Genomic DNA, 18546 nt, shown 5'->3' on the forward strand with positions numbered 1-18546 from the left:
GCTGAAGAGCGGGCAGCTGGCGATTGCCTCCTCCCAGTCGAGGACGACGAAGCGTTGGTCGGCTGCGACCAGGACGTTGTCGAGATGGAGATCGACATGGTCGAGCGAGAGCGGGACGAGGGAATCCAGCTCGTGACCCCAGGTCGACAGCTGTTCCCGTTCTCCGTCGAGCGCGGCGACAAGCTCGCGGGGTTGATCGTCGAGGTCCGTGAGGAGGCTCGCTACCGCGCCGGCCGGCAGCGACGGAAGGCCGATCGGTAGGTCGTGGGCGAGATGGACCTGGATGGAAGAGACGATGTCGACCACGGCGAACACTGCATCCGCTCCCACGACGCGCGCCGGGAGGCCGTCGATGTTGCGGAAGAGCGACCAGTGCTGGTCGCCGCGGTCCGACCAGGCCAGAAGCTCAGGGACCGCGTGGGGCGCGGCTCGATGCGCAGCGGCGTGTGCGAGGTGCGCCGCCGGGAACAGCGGTGGCGAAGCGACCTTGAGGACCACGGCGTCCTCGTCGGTGGTGAACAGGGCGGTGAAGCCCCAGAGCTTCTCACGGAGGAGTCGGCTGAAGCGGGCGGGGGCCCCGACCACCTGCTCGACCCACTCGGTGGCGGTCGCGATGTCGGTGGCAGCTTCTTGCGGCCAAGGTCCTACTGATGTCATGCGTGCTCCAAGGGATGCGGAGCACGCATTCAGCGCTTGGTCAGCTCGACCCGCGACGAGGTGCTCCAGGGATGTGACGATCCATCTGCGGGCACCTCCTTCCTCACACGTTTCGGCGGGCGCGCCCACGGTAGACGCACCCCGCCGAGATCCGCCAAGGACTTCCGGACGGCAGTTCGGCCCCTGCTGGGGGGTTTCCCCTGGCGGACCGGCGAGTGCTCGCACGGTCTCAGAGTGCCCCGCGGGGCACTCGGGTTCAGGCGGCCCGGGGTTCGTGGGTGAGGAGCGCCCAGATGGTGTGGTGGAGGTCGAGGGGTTCGCCGTCCCAGCGGGTCTCGATGGTGTCGGGGCCGATGTCGATGCCGAGCCGCTGGTTGGCCTCGGCGAGATCACCGGTGCCAGGCGTGACCCCGCCGTGGCAGCTCGGCACGAAGGTGCCGTCGGGACGGAGAAACACCGCAGCGGTGGCAGTGCCGGTGATGCGGTAGCCGCCCTCGTGGACGGCCCGGTGGTGGTGACGGCACAACAACAACAGGTTGCTCACGGCATGGCTGCCGCCGTTGGACTGATACGTGATGTGGTGCACATCGACGTGGCGGCTGGTGCAGCCCGGCCACCGGCACCGCCGGTGATCCCGGTTCACCACCGCCCGCCGGGTGGCCGCCGGGACACTGGAGGTCTGGGTGGTGCCGACCGGCTCGCCGTCCTCGGTGACCATCGTGACGATGGTCGAGTCACACGCCAGGCGCCGGATGGTCTCAGCCGACAGGCCGGGCCCGTCCTGGAGGTGACCGGACAACCCGACCCCATCGCCCTGGTCCAGGCCGAGATCGGCGTGGACCACCACCTGGTGGCGGTGCACCACCAAGCGCTCCAACGGCTCACCCGCCAACGCCGCCGCCATGATCGCCCCCAACGCATCAGCCCGCCGAGCCCCGACCGGATCATCCGGGTTCACGACGCCCTCCACCACAGATCCGCCCTGGTCGTCGACGTCCGGGGAGTGCCCCGCGGGGCACTCCGAACCCTCAACGGCCAGCGCAGTCTCCGGGCAATCGGTGTCCGGGGAGTGCCCCGCGGGGCACTCGGGCCCGTCATCGCCATCAGCCGCGGCGGCCTCCCGCTCGGCTCGCCGCTCATCGGCGCGCAACAGCTCCACCGCCGCCTCGACCGCCTGACGCACCAACGCACCCGCCTCCGGCGGCAGACGAGCCGACAACACGAAGGTGCCGTCGTCATCGGTGTGCCACCGCACGTACCGCTGCGCTTCCCGACGCTCCGCCGCCCCCACATCACCCGCCCGGGCATGCGCCGCCGCAATCGTGTCGAGATGAGCCGCAGTGGCATGGGTGGCCATCTCCACCACCTCGGACTCCGTCGCCTCAGTGGCGAACCGGGTCACCGCCCGCACCTTCGAATACGACAGCTGCCCCGACGAGAACGCCTCCGTCACCACCGGCAAACCACCAAGCGCCCTGGCCACCCGCACCCGCTCGTGTGCCGCACGCAAGCTCAGCCCGCACCGCCACGACAACCACTGCGCGCACGACCGGCACTCCCACGACTCCCACCCCCGCCGACGATCCATCTCCGCCACCAACAACAACCACCGGCACTCCGCCGCCGCCAGCTGGCCTGCCAACGACGTGATCTCCGCCTCCAACCGCTCCAACGGCAACCGCCCCACCTCGTCGCCAACCACGCCCTCGACCACCACCACATCGCACACCTGTTCACCCATGACCCGATCCTACGAACGGCATGTGACACCGAACCCGGGCCGACAGCCCCAACCTCAGAGGGCGAGGTGGAGGCGCAACGCTTCGTCGAGTGCTGCCACGAGCTCGCCGGTGAGATCGCCGAGACGGGGACCGATGCGCTCGACGGCGACCGACCGGACCTGTTCCGCTTGGGCCTTCGAGTCCCGGTCGAGGCCGGTGCTGGCGGCATCCAAGATCACCTGGAACGGATGAGCGCGGGTCACGTTGGAGGTGACCGGGACGACGGTGATCACACCTCGGCCCAGGCGCTCGGCCGTCGTGTTCGCACCGTCGTTGCTCACGATGACGGCTGGTCGGCGCTTGTTTGCCTCCGCGCCTCGGGATGGGTCGAGATCGACGAGCCGGATCTCGCCTCGGCGCATCAGGCGAGCCCGTCGCCGACGGACGGCTCCCACACCTCGTCGGAGCCGTCGGCCCAGTCGGCCCACGCGTCCTCGTAGGCGGGTCCGAGCTCCGAGGCGCGGAGCAGCCGGACGGCCCTCCTCACGGCGGCGGAGCGTGAACCGATCCCCTGGTTCGACGCGTAGCGATCCAGGAAGTCGACGTCCTCGTCGGGAAGGCTCACGCTCAGCTTCATACCAGCATGCTACCAGGAGTAGGAATCAAGTAGGAAGAACCCGGTCGGTTAGCGGAGCGTGAGGCCCTCGACCTGCTCGACCTCTCCCTCGCTGCGCGCCAGCACCGCTGCGGGCACCAGCTCGGGGGCGAGGTCGGCGAGGGGGGCGAGGACGAAGCGACGGTCCCACATGCGGGGGTGGGGCACCTCGAGGTCGGGCTCGTCGACGGTGAGGTCGCCCACCAGTAGGACGTCGACATCGAGGGTCCGGGGACCCCACCGCTCGAGGCGCACCCGCTTCGCGTCGGCCTCCAGCCGGGCGCACAGCTCGAGGAGCGCCCGCGGCTCCAGCTCGGTGTCGAGCTCGACCACGGCGTTGAGGTAGCGGCCCTGCTCCGTCCCCCCGACCGGGCCCGTCTCGTAGACGGGCGAGACCGCCACGACGTCGGGCATGGCGGCCACCGCCTGCCGCAGGAAGGCGGCGCGGTCGCCCAGGTTCGACCCGAGGGAGAGGAACGCTCTCACCGGTGACGGGTGATGCAGACCCCCGACGTGGCCAGGTCCTGGGGTACCGGGGGCCGCAGCTTGCGGATGCCCACGGTCACCCCGCTGATGCGGGGGTCGAGGGCGAGGACGACCTCGGCGATGCGCTCGGCGAGGTGCTCGAGGAGCGCCACCCGGCTCCCCGTGACCGTGAGCTCCACACGGGTGCACACCGCCCCGTAGTCGATGGTGTCTGCCAGGTCGTCGGAGCGGCCGGCGGCCGTGAGGTCGGCCAGGACGTCGAGGTCGACCTCGAGGGGCTGGGCCCGGTCCTGCTCCTCGGGCAGGACACCGCAGATGCCGAGGAGGCGAAGCCCCCGCAGCTCGATGCGGTCGTCAGCCACCGGCGGGGGTGAGTCGGGCGGCGATGGTCACGAGACGGCGGCCGGTGGGGCCCATCTGGCGGTGCACCAGGTGCTCGAGCATGGCGATCGCCCGGGGCGGCTCCGGCACCATGCCGGCGTGCACCAGGTACCCGGCCACTGCGCCCTGGAGGGTGTCGCTGACCTCCTCCTGGTGGACCAGGAGCTGCTCCCCGGCCCCGAGCCTGGTGTGCAGCTCGCCGTAGAGGCTGGTCAGCAGCTCGGCGGATTCCTCGCCGGCGGTGAAGGGGATGTGGACGGCGGGCATCCCCGCCTCCTCGTACGCGTGGAGGTTGTGGGGCGAAGCCAGCAGGCTCACGATGCAGGTGAACCCCTGCTGCTGGGCCCAGATGATCTCCTCCTGGCGCCGGACGCGGCGGTGGCTCTCGCCGTAGCCGCCGAGCCGCTCGCTGACCGCGAGTCGATCCTTGAGGACCCAGGCGAAGTTCCGGGGGACGATGCCCTGCGCCCACTTTCCCTTCACCGCACCATCCTCGCGCCGATCGCGGGTCGACCGGTCACGCTCACACCGCCACCTCGTCGCCGAGCAGGCGGGCACCGGCCACGGTGGCCGCCACGTCGTGCACCCGCACCATGGCGACCCCGTGCGCCATGGACCACACCGCCACGGCCACCGACGCCTCGAGGCGGTCGTCGACCGGGGCGCCGCCGGTGAGGTCGCCGAGGAACCGCTTCCGGCTGGCGCCCACCACCACGGGGTGGCCGGCGGCGACCAGCTCGTCGAGGCGGCGAAGCAGCTCCAGGTTGTGGGTCCCGGTCTTGCCGAACCCGATCCCCGGGTCGACCCAGACCTCGCCGACCCCGCCGGCGAGCGCCTCTTCGGCCCGCGCCACCAGGTGGTCGCGGACCTCGGACACCACGTCGTCGTAGCGGGGGTCGTCCTGCATGGTCCGGGGCTCACCCTGCATGTGCATGGCCACCCAGCCGACCTGCGCCTCGGCTGCCACCCGCCAGAGCGACGCCGACACGTCGTTGACCAAGGTGGCCCCGGCACCGATGGCGGCGACGGCGACCTCGGCGCGGCGGGTGTCGACCGACACCCGCACGTGGGGCGCCAGGGCGGCGACCACCGGCTCAACCCGCCGGCGCTCCTCGCCGGGCGTGACGGGCTCGGCCCCGGGCCGGGTCGACTCACCACCGACGTCGACCACGTCGGCGCCCTCGGCGACCATCGCCAAGCCGTGGGCGACCGCCGCCTCGGGGTCGACGTAGCGACCACCGTCGGAGAACGAGTCGGGCGTGACGTTCAGCACTCCCATGACCAGAGGCCGACCTCCCGGGGGCGCCGATGCGCTCAACGGTGGGAGCGGTGGATGAAGTCCATCGCCTCGCTGCGCGTGGCCGCATTGTCGCGGAACAGCCCCCGCACCGCCGAGGTCACCGTCGAGGAGCCCGGCTTGCGCACGCCGCGCATCGACATGCACAGGTGCTCGGCCTCGATCACCACCAGCACGCCCCGCGGCTGCAGGGTGCGTTCGATCTCGTCGGCGATCTGGGTGGTGAGCTTCTCCTGCACCTGGGGCCGCTTGGCGTAGGCGTCGACCAGGCGGGCCAGCTTGGAGAGCCCGGTGATGCGCCCGTCGCGGCCCGGGATGTACGCCACGTGGGCCTGGCCGAAGAACGGGATCAGGTGGTGTTCACAGAGGGAGTAGACGGGGATGTCGCGGACCATGACCATCTCGTCGTGGTCGGCCTCGAAGGTCACCGCCAGGTGGTGGTCGGCCGACTCGTGCAGGCCGGCGCACACCTCCTCGTACAGGCGGGCGACGCGCGCGGGCGTGTTGACCAGGCCGTCGCGGTCGGGGTCCTCCCCGATGGCCTCGAGGATCTCGCGCACCGCCCGTTCGATGCGGGGCTTGTCGACCATGGCTGGCGGCAGCTCGCCGTTGCCCTCGAGGTCGGACTGGCTCCGCGCCACGACCGTGCGGTCGTCCGCAGCGGTCATGCGGGCGCCGGCCCCGCGCTCGGCCGGCGTCGCCGTGCCGGCGCCTTGGGCCGGCCCTTGGGTGCGGGCGCGTCGTCGGCCGCCGTCGCCGCCGCCGCCACCGCACCCTTGGCGGCGCGAGGCCGCGCCGGGGCGCGGCGCTTGGCGGGCGCCGCGTCGACGCCAGACCACTCCGGCAGCTCGCCGAAGATCTCCATCAGCTCGGCGGTGTCGAGCGTCTCGTGCTCGATGAGGGCGTCGGCGAGGCGGTCGAGCGTGGCGCGGTGCTGGCAGAGGATCTCCTCGGCCTCGGTGTGGGCGTTGTCGATGAGCCGGCGGACCTCGGAGTCGACCTTGGCCGCCACCTCGTCGGAGTAGTTGCGCTCGTGGCCCATGTCGCGGCCGAGGAACGGCTCGCCGGCCTTCTGGCCGAGCTGCTGCGGACCGAGGTCGTCGGCCATGCCGAACTCGGTGACCATCGACCGGGCGATCTGGGTGGCCCGCTCGATGTCGTTCTGGGCGCCGGTGGTGGGGTCGCCGAAGACCAGCTCCTCGGCGGTGCGTCCGCCGAGGAGCATGGCCAGCTCGTCGCGCAGCTCGGAGCGGGTCTGCATGTGCTTGTCCTCGGTGGGAAGGGCAAGGGTCCAGCCGAGGGCCCGGCCGCGGGCGACGATGGAGACCTTGTGGATCGGGTCGGTGCCCGGCAGCACGTGGCCGACGAGGGCGTGGCCCCCCTCGTGGTAGGCGATGACCCGCTTCTCCTTGTCGGACATGACCCGGCTCTTGCGCTCGGGCCCGGCCATCACCCGGTCGATGGCCTCCTCCATGGCGGACATGTCGATGCTGCGGTCGCCCCGGCGGGCGGTGAGCAGCGCCGCCTCGTTCATGAGGTTGGCCAGGTCGGCCCCCGTGAAGCCCGGGGTGCGACGGGCGAGGACCTTGATGTCGATGTCGGACCCGAGGGGCTTGCCCTTGCCGTGGACGTTGAGGATGGCCCGGCGGCCCTCCATGTCGGGGCGGTCGACCACGATCTGGCGGTCGAAGCGGCCGGGTCGCAGGAGCGCCGGGTCGAGGATGTCGGGCCGGTTGGTGGCGGCGATGAGGATGACGCCCGACTTCACGTCGAAGCCGTCCATCTCGACGAGCAGCTGGTTGAGGGTCTGCTCGCGCTCGTCGTGGCCGCCGCCCATGCCCGCGCCGCGGTGACGGCCGACGGCGTCGATCTCGTCGACGAAGATGATCGCCGGGCTGGCGGCCTTGGCCTGCTCGAAGAGGTCACGCACGCGGCTGGCACCGACGCCGACGAACATCTCCACGAAGTCGGACCCCGAGATCGAGAAGAACGGGACGCCGGCCTCGCCGGCGACGGCCCGGGCCAGCAGGGTCTTGCCCGTGCCGGGAGGACCGAACAGCAGAACGCCCTTGGGGATCTTGGCCCCGATGGCCTGGAACTTGGCGGGCGACTCGAGGAACTCCTTGATCTCCTGGAGCTCCTCGACGGCCTCGTCGGAGCCGGCGACGTCGGCGAAGGTGACCTTGGGCTGGTCCTTGGCGACCGGCTTGGCCTTCGACTTGCCGAACTGCATGACCTTGTTGCCACCGCCCTGCATCGAGTTGATGAAGAACAAGAAGATGCCGAGGATCAGCACGAACGGCAGCAGGGAGATGAGCATGCTGACCAGGAACGAGCCCTCTTCGGTGTCGACGGTGTAGGGCAGGTCGGCCTCGTCGAGCAGGGAGGTGACCCGGTCACTCGACTCGGTGGCGAAGGTCGTCTCGTACGTGGTGCCGTTGACGAGCTCCCCGGTGATCGTCGACGTCCGGTCGCCGATGTCGACCGCGGCGTCGGCGACCTCGCCGGCGACCACCCGGTCGCGGAACTCGTCGTAGCGCAGCTCCTGGCGCTCGTCGCCGCCGCCTGTCAGGACCTGGGCGGCGCCGACCACCACCACGAGGGCGAGGACCACCCAGAAGGCGACACTGCGAACGACCTTGTGCACGATGCGAGACCCCGGGTGAGCGATGGGTTGGTGGGCGCCAGGCTACCGATCCCCCGAGGCTCCCCCTCGGCGGCCCGGGTCAGGCCCGGGTCAGGCCCGAGGATCGCCCGCGTAGCGGCAGACGAAGGGAAGGTTCCGGTGCCGCTCGGCCACGTCGAGGCCGTAGCCGACGACGAAGTCGGGCGGGATCTCGAAGCCGACGTAGCGGAGGTCGGCCTCGTCGAGGGCGTGGCCGGCGCGCACGAGCAGGGCGCACACCTCGAGGCTGGCGGGGCTGCGGACCATGAGGTTGCGGCGTAGGTAGGCGAGGGTGAGCCCGCTGTCGACGATGTCCTCGACCAGCAGCACGTGGCGACCAGCGAGGTCGATGTCGAGGTCCTTCACGATGCGCACCACCCCGCTCGTGCGGGTGGTGCTGCCGTAGGAGGAGACCGCCATGAAGTCGAGCTCGACGGGCAGGTCGATCGCCCGGGACAGGTCGGCCATGAACATGATGGCCCCCTTGAGGACGCCGACGAGCAGCGGGGGCCGGCCGGCGTAGTCCTCGGTGATCTGGGCGCCGAGCTCGGCCACCCGGGCCTGCAGCTGGTCGGCGGCGACGACCACCTCACCCAGATCGCTGGCCCCCTGGTCGTCGCCCATGGCGCTCGACTCTACGGTGCACGGCCGGCGCCACCGTCCGGTGGCTCGAGGCGGAGGCGTCCCGCGGTTCGGGCCACCCGTCGACCGGCGCCCACCTCGGTGGCCCGGGCCTCGCCACCGGCGACCGCCAGCACCCGGGCGACGGTGGCGGCGTCGGGCGGGTGCGGCGGCGCCGCCGAGACCAGCCAGCCCCGGACGGCGCGACGGGCGACGGCCACCGGCGCCGCCGCCAGTGCTCGGGCGTCGGTGGGATCGAGGGCCAGAGCGAGGGCGTCGAGCGCGGCGGCATCGTCGGCCAGCAGGTCGGCGGTGCGGGCGAGGACAGGTGCCAGGTCGCGCTCGGCCACGTCGTTGGCGAGGGGCAGCAGCTCGTGGCGGACCCGGTTGCGCCGGAAGGCGGGGTCGCGGTTGCTCGGGTCGTCGACCACCACCAGGCCCGCTGCCTCACACAGGGCGGTGGTCTCGGCGCGTCGCAGGGCGAGGATGGGCTTGGTGGGTCCCGGCCGGATGCCGCCGAGCCCGTCGAGCCCCGAACCCCGGAGGAGGTTGAGCACCACGGTCTCCGCCCGGTCGTCGAGCGTGTGACCGGTCATGGCGTCGGCCGGCAGCACCGCCCGGCGGGCCTTGCGGGCACGAGCCTCGAGGTTCGGGCCGGCGCCGACCTCGACCCGGACCGATGACCACGGGACGCCGAGCGACCCGGCTGCCGCAGCGACGACCCCGGCCTCGAGATCGGAGCCCGGGCGCAGGCCGTGATCGACGTGCACCGCGGTCACGTCGAGGCCGGCGGCCACCGCGAGGAGCAGGAGGGCGAGCGAGTCGGCCCCGCCCGACGCGGCCACGGTGGCGGCGGTGCCGGGTGGGGGGAAGGCGCAGCGCGCCAGCAGCTCGTCGGTGACCGCCGGGCGCGCAGCCGTCACGGCTCCCCGAGCAGGCCGTGGTCGCGGATCAGCGTCCGCAGGTGGTCGACCGAGCCGACCTCCAGCTTGCGGACGATGCGACGCAGGCTGGCGTAGACGTTGGAGCGGCTGACCCCCAGGTGGACGGCAGCCTCGCTTGCCGATCTCGCGGCCAGCTCCTCGACCAGGGCGCGCTGGGCGTCGGTGAGGGTGCCGAGGCGCTCCCTGGCCGTCATGAGGGCGGGCAGGGGGCCCGGGGTCCGGTTCCGGTGCTCGAAGCGGGTGAGGCGGGGCACGACGGCCTCCTCACGGGGGCCGCCGCCGCCCTCCTGGTGGGCGAGCTCGGCCAGGGCCCGGCGCTGGGCGGCACGGCGCTGCTCGAGCTCGGGCCCGCCCTCGAGGGTTCGCTGGACGGCGACGACCACGTCGCCGTCGCGGTGCGGGGGCCCGAGGTACTCGACGGCACCCTCGATCCCGCTGCGGATCCGCTGCTCGGCGTCGTCGTCGCCCAACACCAGCACGGGCACGTCGCTGCCGGGCGACGGCAGTGGTCCCTTGAGGGCGGCCAGGAACCGCCAGGCGGCCCCGCCGGGGAGCGAGAGGGCGAGGAGCACCACGTTGACGGCGTCGCCGGCGAGGCGCTCGGGGCCGGCCAAGGCGCTCGGCACCGCCTCGACCGCGTGCCCCTCGGCTGCCAGCGCCGCGGCGAGGCGAGCGCGGCGGCCACCGACCCCGTCGACGATCAGGACCGTCGCCATGGCCCGCTCAGCTCGTGGATGTCCCGGCGTCGGCGCCCGCGAGGGCCTCGACCCGCTCGATCCACATCGCCGGGGCGCGGATCTCGTCCATCGACGGGAGCCACTCGGGACCCGTCCATGCCCGGTCGAGCAGCCCGGTGCCCCCGGCGGCCTCGACCGCCTCGATGAAACGCTCCCCCTGCTCGTACTGGTTGAGCTTGGCCTCGAGGCCGATGAGCTTCTGGAGGACCCGTGCCGGGCCCGAACGCTGCGCGCGCCGCTGGCGGAGGACTCGACCGAAGCGCTCGGCCGAGGGGATCCGGTCGGCGCCGGCCCGGTCCATGGTGACGTCGCCGTGGCCCTCGAGGAGGCTCATCATGCCCCCGATCCGGGACATGACCAGCTGCTGCTCGGGGGTGGCCACCAGCGCCACGATGCCGCCCTCGTCGAGCGGGTTCCGCCCGGCGAGGACCTCGTCGGCCGCGCGGCGGATGACGTCGAGGAAGCGCTTGGGGTCGACGGAGACGTCGCCGATGCTGCCCTCGACCAGCGAGAGGAAGTGGGGCCGCAACCAGGGGATGCCGGTGAACTGCAGCCGGTGGGTGACCTCGTGGAGGGCCAGCCAGAGCCGGAACTCGCGCGGCGGGAAGGCGAAGCGCTTCTCGAGGGCCAAGATGTTCGGCCCCACGTAGTAGACGAGGTCCTGGTCCTCGGGTGACTCCTCCTCGACGATCAGCAGGTCGTACTGGCCGAGCACCCGGGTCGACATCCAGCCGAGCAGGGCCCCGAGCTCGGCGCCGGCGACGTTGCGGGTGACGGCGCCCGCCACGGGGTTGGCACCCACCGTCTCGCCGAGCTTCTCGGTCAGGGGTCGGAGCAGTCGCTGGAACGACGCCACGTTGGCGCGCACCCAACCGACGCGGTCGGTGACCCGGGCCCGGGCGGGACCGGCGAGCGAGACGAGTCCCGTGGCCTCCGACACGAGGGTCTCGGCCTCGGCGGTGAGCTCCTCGAAGTCGCCGGCGAGGGAGTCGTGGTGGTACGAGGCGGCGAAGGGCTCACGTCCGGAGACGCGCACCGCCACCTTCTCGGCGAGCCCCCAGGCCACCGCATCCCTCATCTCGTCGCTTCCGCCGTCGGCCGCATCGCCGCTACTGGCGTGGGTACTGCGCCGACTTGACCTTCTTCAGGTAGCCGATGGCGGTGGCGACCACCGCCAGCACGGCCCCCGCAGTGAGGGGGACGGCGATCCAGTAGTGCCAGACCTGGGAGGCCAGGGTCGCAGCGGAGAGGTCCATGGCTCCATCGTACGCCTGACCGAGGGTGGTCCCCACACCGCGGGCGGACCGGCGTCAGGTGCCCGGGTCGGGCTGGCCGAGCGCCCGGGCGATGCGCTCCAGGAGGTGGTCCGGCGGGGTGTCGACGCACTTGCGGGCGATGACCATCTTGAGCTCGGCCTCGAAGTCGAAGACCTCGAGGCAGTCGTGGCAGTCGTCGAGGTGGCGGCGGATGGTCGCCCGGCGCTCGACGGTGAGCTCGCCGTCGAGGAAGACGTAGAGCTCGCGAAGCGCCTCGCTGCAATCAGGCTCGGTCACGTGGGGTTCCACCCGGGTCGGTGTCGTCGGCGGTCGGTGGCGCCGGCCGTCGGACTGCGTCCGAGACGGTACAACCGGCGCGGTCGCCGAGTTCTTCCCGGTGTGGCGGAGCGGAGGACGGGCGGGTCCACGATCAGGACCCGGAGGGCTCGCCGCGCTCGGTGAGGCCGCGCGAGGACGCGAAGTCGTACAGGGCCCGCTGGAGGGCCTTGCGGCCGCGGTGCAGGCGGCTCATCACCGTGCCGATCGGGATGTCGAGGATCTCCGCGATCTCCTTGTAGGCGAAGCCCTCGACGTCGGCGAGGAGCACGGCGATGCGGAACTGCTCGGGCAGCGCTTCGAGGGCGTCTTTGACCTCGGCCTCGCCGAAGAGGTCCATCAGCTCGTCCTCGGCGCTGCGGCTGGCCCGGGCCTGCTCGAGGCCGCCGAGGCGACGGTAGAGGTACAGGTCCTCCAGCTCGCCGAGGTCGGACTCGTCGGGCCGGCGCTGCTGCGCCCGGTACCGGTTGATGTAGGTGTTGGTGAGGATCCGGTAGAGCCAGGCCCGCAGGTTCGTCCCCTCGGTGAAGCCCCCGAAGCCCCGGTAGGCCTTGAGGTAGGTCTCCTGGACGAGATCCTCGGCATCGGCGGGCCGCCGCGTCATCCGCAGCGCCGCCGTGTAGAGCGACGGCATGTGCTCCATGGCGAGGTCGGTGAAGCGCGCTTGATCGGCCATGGGCAGACCCTTTCTACCGGCGGGCCACCCCGGGAGGCCACCTGGGGCGACGGGAGGTGTGGTGGCGTGGCGTGGAGCCCGAGACGGGAATCGAACCCGTGACCTACGCTTTACGAGAGCGTCGCTCTGCCATCTGAGCTACCCGGGCGGGCGTGCACCGAGCGGAGGCGCGTGGGCCCCGCGGGGCGCCATGGTAGCGGCCTCGCCGGCAGGCTCCGGCCCGGCTATCCCCGGCCGCGCAGCGGCGGCAGGCGCAGGAGCAGGGCTTGGAGCAACAGCGGCTCGTTGACGTTGCGGCCGAGGGCGGCGGCTGCCTCGTGGACGGCATCGACCCCCGCCACCGACCCCTCGGGCGCGGTCCCGGCCGCCAGGGCGTCGCGGTAGCGCCCGGCGACGGCACGCAGCCCGAAGCGCAGCTCGGCGGCCCGGTGGCGTCGGACCTGCTGCTTGTGCTCGTCCTCGAGCTGCTTGCGACCGGAGCCGCGCTCGCCGGAGGCGACGAGGCGCTCGTCGAGCAGGGCCGCCTCCTCGGCCTGGGCTCGGCGCAGGGGCTCGGCCGCCTCCTCGACGGCGGCGAGGAGCTCGGCCGCCACCACGTGCACCGCGGCACCCGTGCCGTCGAGCCGCTCCGGCACCCTCGCCCACGCCTCCCGCCGGGCGGCCAGGCCCTCGTCCCCCACGAGCAGGCGGCCTCGGTCGAGGTCACCACCGGCGGCGGTCGCCACCAGGGCCGCCACCTCGCCGTCGACGCCCTCGGCGGCGAGCTGGCGCGCCACCACGGCGTCGTCGAGCGGAGGAACGTCGATCCGGGCGCATCGGGACGCGATCGTGACCAGCTCGGGCGGGATGTGGTCGGCGAGGATCACGAACACGGTGCTGGCCGGCGGCTCCTCGATCGTCTTGAGGAGCATCGGGGCCACCACCTGGACCCGGTGGAGCTCGGTGAGGACCAGGACCTTGCGCCTGCCCTCGACCGGGCTGCGCATGGCGAGGCGGATGATCTCCTCGGCGTCCTCCTTCCGGAGGAAGGCGCGCGTGGGCGCGAAGGTGAGTGCGTCGGGGTGCTCACCGGCGAGGGCGAGGCGGCAGTCACGGCAGTCGCCGCACCCACCCTCCGGGCACAGGAGGGCGGCGCTGAAGGCCACCGCGCCGGCCCGGGACCCGGCGCCGGCAGGGCCGACGAGGAGGTAGGCGTGCACCGGTGCGGCGGCGGCAGCGCGCAGGTGGGCCACCATCGCCTCCTGGCCGGCGACACCGGCGAAGGCGTCGCCGGTGGCGTCCACGAGGCTCATGGCCCCATTGTGGCGCTCGGCGCCGGGCACGCCTCGCCGAGCACGAGCACCCTCACCGGTGGAGGTGCGGGAGCCGCTCCCGCCAGCGGCGCCTGGCCTCGGCGGTGCCGGAGGCAACCGACGCCCGGACCCGCGCCGGGGCGCTCAGCTTGCGACCGGTGGCGTAGAGGAAGGCGGCGACCGCGGTGGTGACGGCCATCCCCGTGTACCCGACCCCGAGAGGGAGGGGGATCACGACCGGCAGGAAGGCGCCGGCGACCCACACCAGCTGGAAGCGGGTCTCGAAGCGGGCGAAGGACCGGCCCTGGTTGGCGTCGGGAGCGTCGCGCTGGACGATGGAGTCGAAGCTCAGCTTCCCGGCGCTGGCGGCCACGCCCACCAGGCCGGCAAGGAGCGCCACCGACTCCCGGCCGCTGGTGTTGAGGGCGAGCAGGGCACCGAACGACACCAGGGCGAGCATCGACAGCAGGATGCGCTCCTCGCGGATGTGACGCCGGACGAAGGGGGCCACGCTGGCTCCCAGCAGCGCACCGACGGCGCTGGCCCCGAGGACCACGCCGAACCACCACGCCGGCGCGTCGTCACCCCGTAGGTAGAAGGCAGCGAAGAACGCAAGGAAGCCGACCACACCCCGGAGCACCGCCATGGCGCTGGCGGCGAGGAGGATGCCGGCGCTGCGCAGCTCGGCCCGCTCCTCGGGCCCGGCGACCTCGGGGGCGACGGCCGTGGGCGGGATGCGCGTGGCCGCCACCGTGCCGGCGCAGAAGACCAGCGCGGCGAGCAGCAGCACCCACGGCGAGCCCAGCTGGAGGAGCACCACGCCGGGGATCGCGGCGATGAAGCCGACGATCCCGCTGATGAGCGTGAGCTTCGAGTTGGCCTCCACCAGCTCGGACTCGTCGCGGACGAGGCCGGGGACCAGCGAGACCCTGGCCACCTGGTAGCCCTTCCCCAGCACGAGGACGGCGAAGGCGAGGGGGAAGAGCAGGAGGCTGTCGAGCGAGTCGGCCATCACCAGGCAGAGGACGGCCCGGATGGCAGCCGACAGCACGACCATCGACCGTCGACCGCCCTCCTTGCGGTCGATCCAGGGCCCGATGAGCGGCGCCACCACCGCGAACGGCGCCATGGTGAGCACCAGGTACAGCGCCACCCGGGTGCGGGCGGCGTCGGGCGAGATCGAGAAGAACAGCGACCCTGCCAGGGCCATGGCGATGAGCGTGTCGCCCGCCGACGAGAAGGCGTGGGCGCGGGCGAGGCGGGCGAAGGGCGCGGTGGCGGTGGCCCCCGGCGTCGGGGAGGGGGCGAGCGGGCGCCACCCCTCGGGGGGCGGGGGCCCGCTCGGCCGCCGGCGGCGACCGGGGCTCAGGTCGAACGCGTCCACCCGACGACCGTACCCCCCTCAACCGAACTCGGACGCGCCGCGATCAGTGCTCAAGGAGAGCGGGCACACCGCCGATGAAACGAGCATGTCAGATCTCTCTCGCCTCCTCGGTGACGTCTACCGCTCGGACACCTCTGGTGCCGAGCACGACGCCACGCCGCCCGCCCCCAACAGCGCTGCCGAGGCAACCCTGCCGACGTGGGCGGAGGAAGAGGCGCTCGACGAGGCCTTTGCCGAGTGGGTCCCCGGTCCGCCCGAGGGGGCGCCCGCTGCCGAGCGCCACGCCCTCGAGCCCGAGCCCGAGACCGCCGACCACGCCATCCCCGACGAGTGGCTGGTGAGCGCCGAGGCGACCGAGGCCTACGCCGACCTCGCGCCCGCCTCCGAGGCCACCGACCACACCGCCGAGGCATCCGCCGCCCCTTCCCGCTGGTGCCGGGGCGACGACGACCTGCTGCCCGCCTCGGCCCGTCGCGGTCGCCGGTCGCTGTCGCTGCGCCGCTGACCAGACGGCGCGGCCCAGGGCCCTCTTGACCGGCTCGCCCCCCTGGGTCGGTCAGGAGGGCCCTGCCGCGCCCGGCGGGGCTGGGCCACCGCCTCGGCGCTGACCTCGACCAGACGGCGGCTCGAGCCGCCGAGCGCGGGACCCTCAGGTGATGCGGCTCCAGAGGGTCTGGGTGCTGATCTCGGGCCGGTAGACATCGGCGGCCGCCTCGTCGAGGTAGGCGATGAAGTCCGGGTTCGAGTTCACGGCGCGCTCGCCGCTGTCGAGCGCGTCGAGCGTCTCCGATGCGGCGATCCACGCGCAGCCCGCGTACGGACCGGTCGCAGCCACCAGGAACGAGGTGGAGATCCCGCTGAGTCGCGTCGCCCGCTCGGCGATCTCGATGCCCACCTCGATGCCCTTGCCGAAGCCACCCGCGGCCATGCCGCTCAGCACGATCGACGCGTAGCGGGGGTCGGTCACCGGCTCTCCGGCCGTGTGCACCAGCTGGGCGACGCTGTCGTCCATGCCGGCCTCGGTGAAGATCTCGCCGCCACGTTCGACCTCGGCCAGGAAGGCCTGGTCGGCCATGAGCTTGCCGTTCGCCTCGTCCAGGGTCATCAGGTCGGGCACGAAGGTGGACCACGCCATCGTCCCCACGCCCGGTGAGAACATGGTGGTCCACAGGCCGACTCGCAGACCGGTGACCTGGTTGACCCGCCCGGTGAGGTCCACCGCCCAACCGGTCGCGTCGGCCATTCGGCCCGGCCGGACCCGGCCCATGCGCGTGTAGAAGTACATCGACATCCCCCTTGTTCGCGGCGGGGTCCTCGACGTCGGCGAGATGCCGGCGCGGAGGCGTCGATCGCCCCGCTCTGCCCTTCGCCTCCTAGAGACGAGTGTGCGCCTCCCTCGCGGGCCTTGTCGAGGACGAACGTGGCGTTTTTCGGGCTCGCCTCAGCCCTTTGGCCGCTCGTACTTGTAGCCGAGGCCGCGAATGGTCACGATCCGGGTCGGGCTCGCGGGGTCCGCCTCCACCTTGGCCCGGAGCCGCTTGACGTGCACGTCGAGGGTCTTGGTGTCGCCCACGTAGTCGGCGCCCCAGACCTCGCTGATGAGCGTGTCCCTGGTCAGCACTCGGCCGGCGTTGGCCAGGAGCAGCTCCAGCAGCTCGAACTCCTTGAGGGGTAGCGCCACCTGCTGGTCGCGGATGACCACCTCGTGGCGCCCGGCGTCGAGGCGGACGTCGCCGACCTCGAGCACCTCGCCCCCGTCGTCGAGCACCCCCTCGGGAGGACGGCCCTCGGGTGCCCGCCGGAGGTTGGCTCGGATGCGGGCGACGAGCTCTCGCAGCCGGTAGGGCTTCGTGACGTAGTCGTCGGCGCCCACCTCCAGGCCGACGACGGTGTCGATCTCCGACGACTTGGCCGTGACCATGATGATGGGCACCGTCGAGCGGGTGCGGAGCTGGCGGCAGACGTCGATGCCCGACATCCTCGGCAGCATCAGGTCGAGGAGCACGAGGTCGGGCTCCACCAGGTCGAAGAGCTCGAGGGCCTCCACCCCATCACGGGCGACCCGCACGTCGAAGCCCTCGCGCTGCAGGCCGACCACGAGGGCGTCGATGAAGGACTCCTCGTCCTCCACGAGCAGCACGATCGGCGGTTCGCCCGGCGCGGCGGTCAGGGCCGGTCCTCCACCGACGTCACCACGACCGGCCCCGTGCTCGCCGGCAAGCGGAGGGTGAAGGTGGACCCCTCCCCTTCGCGCGACGTGAGCCGCACCTCGCCGCGGTGGTTGCTGGCCACGTGGCGGACGATCGCCAGGCCCAGCCCGGTGCCGCCGGTCTCGCGGCTGCGGGCCCGGTCGACCCGGTAGAAGCGCTCGAAGACCCGCTCGAGGTCGCGGGAGGGGATCCCGATCCCGTGGTCTCGCACCTCGATCTCGACCCAGGTGCCCCAGGACCGGGAGACGACCTCGACCGAGGCGCCCTTGTCGCTGTACTTGCAGGCGTTCTCGAGGAGGTTGCCCACCGCCGACGCCAGCTGGCGCCGGTCGCCGCGCAGCGTGTGCGAGGGCTCCACCCCGCTGTCGTCGATGGTGATGGCCCGGGACTCCGCCAGCGGGCGGGTGCGCTCCACGGCATCGGCCACCACGAGGCCCGCCGACACCGGCTCACGCAGCGGGGCTTCCTCCGCCTCGATGCGGCTGAGGTCGAGGAGGTCGTCGATGGTGCGGGCCACCCGGAAGGCCTCGTCGGTCATCCGCTCCGCCAGGCGCCGGCTGACCGCGGCGTCGTCCTCGGAGGCAATGGTCTCGGCGAGGAGGCCGAGAGCCCCCACCGGGGTCTTGAGCTCGTGGCTGATGTTGGCCACGAAGTCACGCCGCACCGCCTCGAGGCGGCGCCGCTCCGACACGTCGTCGATCACGGCCACGGCCCCGATCGCCCGGATGCCGTCGTCGAGGGCGACCGCCGAGATCACGAGCATCCGGCGGGGCGGGCCGAACAGATCGAGGTTGCGCCGCTGCGGGTCGCCCGCCAGGGCGTCCTGCAACACGTCCTCGATCTCCTGCTCGACCAACGAGTCGGCGTGCCGGGCGCTGACATAGGCCCGTGCTGCCTCGTTGCGGTGCACCTCACGACCCACCTCATCCCACACCACCACGCCCTGGGGGATCGACTCGAGGACCCTGGTGAGGCGGGCGGCGGCGGTCCGGGCCGCGTCGGCCGTCTCGGTGGCGACGTCGGCGGCGCGCTCGAGTCGGCCGAGCGACCTCTCGATCCCGCGCCCGCCCTCCTCGACCGACGGCCCGCCGAGCCGCAGCGCCACCGAGTCGACGCGACGGCGCAGCGACCGCCGGGAGACACCCGTGGCCACCACCACCAGCACGGCGATCACCAGGGCGGCCACGCCGAACGCCAGCGCCCCTCCCCCGCTCGGCCCGCCCACCGC

23 protein-coding genes and 1 tRNA gene are annotated in these 18546 nt (G+C 72.7%); 1 reads left to right on the plus strand and 23 read right to left on the minus strand.

Annotated elements, in window-relative coordinates; genetic code table 11:
- From VMN58_12525 to VMN58_12620, 20 genes are all read right to left on the minus strand, one after another.
- Nucleotides 1-657: phosphotransferase (locus VMN58_12525; protein ID HUF34022.1), on the minus strand; the 657-nt coding region annotated here is incomplete at its 3' end.
- A 256-nt stretch (nt 658-913) separates the two neighbouring features.
- Nucleotides 914-2398 (minus strand): DUF222 domain-containing protein, encoded by a 1485-nt coding sequence (locus tag VMN58_12530; protein ID HUF34023.1) that lies wholly within the window; start codon nt 2396-2398, stop codon nt 914-916.
- Nucleotides 2399-2452: 54 nt separating this feature from the next.
- Complete coding sequence (locus tag VMN58_12535) at nt 2453-2800, minus strand: type II toxin-antitoxin system PemK/MazF family toxin (protein ID HUF34024.1); 348 nt, start codon at nt 2798-2800, stop codon at nt 2453-2455.
- Nucleotides 2800-3015, minus strand: a complete 216-nt coding sequence (locus tag VMN58_12540) for a ribbon-helix-helix domain-containing protein (GenBank protein HUF34025.1) — start codon at nt 3013-3015, stop codon at nt 2800-2802. The genes VMN58_12535 and VMN58_12540 overlap by 1 nt, the downstream gene beginning before the upstream one ends.
- A gap of 48 nt (nt 3016-3063) precedes the next feature.
- Nucleotides 3064-3519 carry a 2-amino-4-hydroxy-6-hydroxymethyldihydropteridine diphosphokinase gene (folK, locus tag VMN58_12545; protein ID HUF34026.1) on the minus strand — a complete coding sequence of 152 codons (456 nt, stop codon included), beginning with the start codon at nt 3517-3519 and terminating at the stop codon, nt 3064-3066.
- On the minus strand, nt 3516-3881 hold the full coding sequence (folB, locus tag VMN58_12550) for a dihydroneopterin aldolase (GenBank protein ID HUF34027.1): 366 nt from the start codon (nt 3879-3881) through the stop codon (nt 3516-3518). Before folB ends, folK begins: the two co-directional genes overlap by 4 nt.
- Nucleotides 3874-4383: a hypothetical protein gene (locus tag VMN58_12555; protein ID HUF34028.1), complete on the minus strand. Its 510-nt coding sequence runs from the start codon at nt 4381-4383 to the stop codon at nt 3874-3876. The genes folB and VMN58_12555 overlap by 8 nt, the downstream gene beginning before the upstream one ends.
- Before the next feature lie 40 nt (nt 4384-4423).
- Nucleotides 4424-5179, minus strand: a complete 756-nt coding sequence (folP, locus tag VMN58_12560) for a dihydropteroate synthase (GenBank protein HUF34029.1) — start codon at nt 5177-5179, stop codon at nt 4424-4426.
- A gap of 35 nt (nt 5180-5214) precedes the next feature.
- On the minus strand, nt 5215-5865 hold the full coding sequence (folE, locus tag VMN58_12565) for a GTP cyclohydrolase I FolE (protein HUF34030.1): 651 nt from the start codon (nt 5863-5865) through the stop codon (nt 5215-5217).
- Nucleotides 5862-7844, minus strand: coding sequence for an ATP-dependent zinc metalloprotease FtsH (gene ftsH / locus VMN58_12570; protein HUF34031.1), 1983 nt, complete (start codon nt 7842-7844; stop codon nt 5862-5864). Before ftsH ends, folE begins: the two co-directional genes overlap by 4 nt.
- A gap of 90 nt (nt 7845-7934) precedes the next feature.
- A complete protein-coding gene (gene hpt / locus VMN58_12575) occupies nt 7935-8486 on the minus strand; it encodes a hypoxanthine phosphoribosyltransferase (GenBank protein ID HUF34032.1) in 552 nt (183 codons plus the stop codon).
- Between the two features lie 11 nt (nt 8487-8497).
- Nucleotides 8498-9406 (minus strand): tRNA lysidine(34) synthetase TilS, encoded by a 909-nt coding sequence (gene tilS, locus VMN58_12580; GenBank protein HUF34033.1) that lies wholly within the window; start codon nt 9404-9406, stop codon nt 8498-8500.
- Nucleotides 9403-10143 (minus strand): hypothetical protein, encoded by a 741-nt coding sequence (locus VMN58_12585; protein ID HUF34034.1) that lies wholly within the window; start codon nt 10141-10143, stop codon nt 9403-9405. The genes tilS and VMN58_12585 overlap by 4 nt, the downstream gene beginning before the upstream one ends.
- A gap of 7 nt (nt 10144-10150) precedes the next feature.
- Nucleotides 10151-11230, minus strand: a complete 1080-nt coding sequence (locus VMN58_12590; protein HUF34035.1) for a zinc-dependent metalloprotease — start codon at nt 11228-11230, stop codon at nt 10151-10153.
- 43 nt (nt 11231-11273) lie between these two features.
- Nucleotides 11274-11420, minus strand: coding sequence for a hypothetical protein (locus VMN58_12595; GenBank protein ID HUF34036.1), 147 nt, complete (start codon nt 11418-11420; stop codon nt 11274-11276).
- 54 nt (nt 11421-11474) lie between these two features.
- Complete coding sequence (gene rsrA / locus VMN58_12600) at nt 11475-11717, minus strand: mycothiol system anti-sigma-R factor (protein HUF34037.1); 243 nt, start codon at nt 11715-11717, stop codon at nt 11475-11477.
- 133 nt (nt 11718-11850) lie between these two features.
- Nucleotides 11851-12432: a sigma-70 family RNA polymerase sigma factor gene (locus VMN58_12605; GenBank protein HUF34038.1), complete on the minus strand. Its 582-nt coding sequence runs from the start codon at nt 12430-12432 to the stop codon at nt 11851-11853.
- 72 nt (nt 12433-12504) lie between these two features.
- A tRNA-Thr gene (locus VMN58_12610) sits at nt 12505-12580 on the minus strand.
- Nucleotides 12581-12656: 76 nt separating this feature from the next.
- A complete protein-coding gene (locus VMN58_12615) occupies nt 12657-13724 on the minus strand; it encodes a hypothetical protein (protein HUF34039.1) in 1068 nt (355 codons plus the stop codon).
- A gap of 52 nt (nt 13725-13776) precedes the next feature.
- Nucleotides 13777-15108: an MFS transporter gene (locus VMN58_12620; protein ID HUF34040.1), complete on the minus strand. Its 1332-nt coding sequence runs from the start codon at nt 15106-15108 to the stop codon at nt 13777-13779.
- 85 nt (nt 15109-15193) lie between these two features.
- Here VMN58_12620 and VMN58_12625 point away from each other — a divergent pair, with 85 nt between their 5' ends.
- On the plus strand, nt 15194-15613 hold the full coding sequence (locus tag VMN58_12625) for a hypothetical protein (protein HUF34041.1): 420 nt from the start codon (nt 15194-15196) through the stop codon (nt 15611-15613).
- Nucleotides 15614-15757: 144 nt separating this feature from the next.
- Here the strand turns inward: VMN58_12625 and VMN58_12630 are convergent, their stop codons facing one another.
- The 3 genes from VMN58_12630 to VMN58_12640 form a co-directional block, all read right to left on the minus strand.
- Entirely contained in the window at nt 15758-16393 is a 636-nt protein-coding gene (locus VMN58_12630; GenBank protein HUF34042.1) for a hypothetical protein, read from the minus strand.
- A 156-nt stretch (nt 16394-16549) separates the two neighbouring features.
- The gene (locus tag VMN58_12635) at nt 16550-17248 is read right to left on the minus strand and encodes a response regulator transcription factor (GenBank protein ID HUF34043.1); all 699 of its coding nucleotides are present in this window, start codon (nt 17246-17248) and stop codon (nt 16550-16552) included.
- Between the two features lie 26 nt (nt 17249-17274).
- The gene (locus VMN58_12640) at nt 17275-18543 is read right to left on the minus strand and encodes an ATP-binding protein (GenBank protein HUF34044.1); all 1269 of its coding nucleotides are present in this window, start codon (nt 18541-18543) and stop codon (nt 17275-17277) included.
- Nucleotides 18544-18546 lie beyond the last annotated feature (3 nt).

Source organism: Acidimicrobiales bacterium, assembly GCA_035512495.1.
In the GTDB taxonomy this organism is placed as follows: Bacteria; Actinomycetota; Acidimicrobiia; order Acidimicrobiales; family CADCSY01; genus DATKDW01.

Bases quoted from the DNA above. Each gene is read 5' to 3' on its own strand.
- VMN58_12530 (HUF34023.1), bottom strand. From the start codon at position 2,398: ATGGGTGAACAGGTGTGCGATGTGGTGGTGGTCGAGGGCGTGGTTGGC.
- VMN58_12535 (HUF34024.1), bottom strand. From the start codon at position 2,800: ATGCGCCGAGGCGAGATCCGGCTCGTCGATCTCGACCCATCCCGAGGC.
- VMN58_12540 (HUF34025.1), bottom strand. From the start codon at position 3,015: ATGAAGCTGAGCGTGAGCCTTCCCGACGAGGACGTCGACTTCCTGGAT.
- folP (HUF34029.1), bottom strand. From the start codon at position 5,179: ATGGGAGTGCTGAACGTCACGCCCGACTCGTTCTCCGACGGTGGTCGC.
- folE (HUF34030.1), bottom strand. From the start codon at position 5,865: ATGACCGCTGCGGACGACCGCACGGTCGTGGCGCGGAGCCAGTCCGAC.
- hpt (HUF34032.1), bottom strand. From the start codon at position 8,486: ATGGGCGACGACCAGGGGGCCAGCGATCTGGGTGAGGTGGTCGTCGCC.
- VMN58_12585 (HUF34034.1), bottom strand. From the start codon at position 10,143: ATGGCGACGGTCCTGATCGTCGACGGGGTCGGTGGCCGCCGCGCTCGC.
- VMN58_12595 (HUF34036.1), bottom strand. From the start codon at position 11,420: ATGGACCTCTCCGCTGCGACCCTGGCCTCCCAGGTCTGGCACTACTGG.
- VMN58_12605 (HUF34038.1), bottom strand. From the start codon at position 12,432: ATGGCCGATCAAGCGCGCTTCACCGACCTCGCCATGGAGCACATGCCG.
- VMN58_12615 (HUF34039.1), bottom strand. From the start codon at position 13,724: ATGAGCCTCGTGGACGCCACCGGCGACGCCTTCGCCGGTGTCGCCGGC.
- VMN58_12625 (HUF34041.1), top strand. From the start codon at position 15,194: ATGTCAGATCTCTCTCGCCTCCTCGGTGACGTCTACCGCTCGGACACC.
- VMN58_12630 (HUF34042.1), bottom strand. From the start codon at position 16,393: ATGTACTTCTACACGCGCATGGGCCGGGTCCGGCCGGGCCGAATGGCC.